The following is a 416-nucleotide window of genomic DNA, read 5'->3' on the forward strand; positions in this document are numbered from 1 at the left end:
TCCGGCGTGCCGGGCTCGAACGTTCCGAGGAGGATGCCGGTCGGGGTGTCGATGTCGGCCACTAGAACGGCCACCTCTCGGTGACGACGGGCCGGCGGCCGAGCGGGATACGGAGGCTGCGGAACGGGTCCCAGCAGCCGCAGGGCTCGAAGTCGGGCTCTTCGCCGTAGGGGCCGATGCCGGGGCCGCGGGCGATGTGGCCTTCGCCGTGGCAGTCGTGGCAGGTCGGGTTGGGCTGCTTCTGCAGGTAGATCGCGGATTCGTAGAGGTCGATGCGCCAGCGCCGGATGGTGATCGTGTTGCGCATGACGCCTCCTTTCAGGGTGTGGAAAGCCCCGCCCCCAGGAGGGGGGAGGTGGAGGCGGGGCCGTGGCCGGAGCAGCGTGGGAGCGCTCGACGGCCGGTCTGGGATGGGC

Annotated in this window: 1 protein-coding gene; it reads right to left on the minus strand. The window is 71.2% G+C overall.

Annotated elements, in window-relative coordinates:
• Window positions 1-61: 61 nt before the first annotated feature.
• Window positions 62-307: a hypothetical protein gene (locus G3I78_RS49310; protein ID WP_164437195.1), complete on the minus strand. Its 246-nt coding sequence runs from the start codon at window positions 305-307 to the stop codon at window positions 62-64.
• Between the last annotated feature and the right edge of the window lie 109 nt (window positions 308-416).

This window comes from Streptomyces sp. SID13726, from assembly GCF_010548375.1.
Taxonomy (GTDB): domain Bacteria; phylum Actinomycetota; class Actinomycetes; order Streptomycetales; family Streptomycetaceae; genus Streptomyces.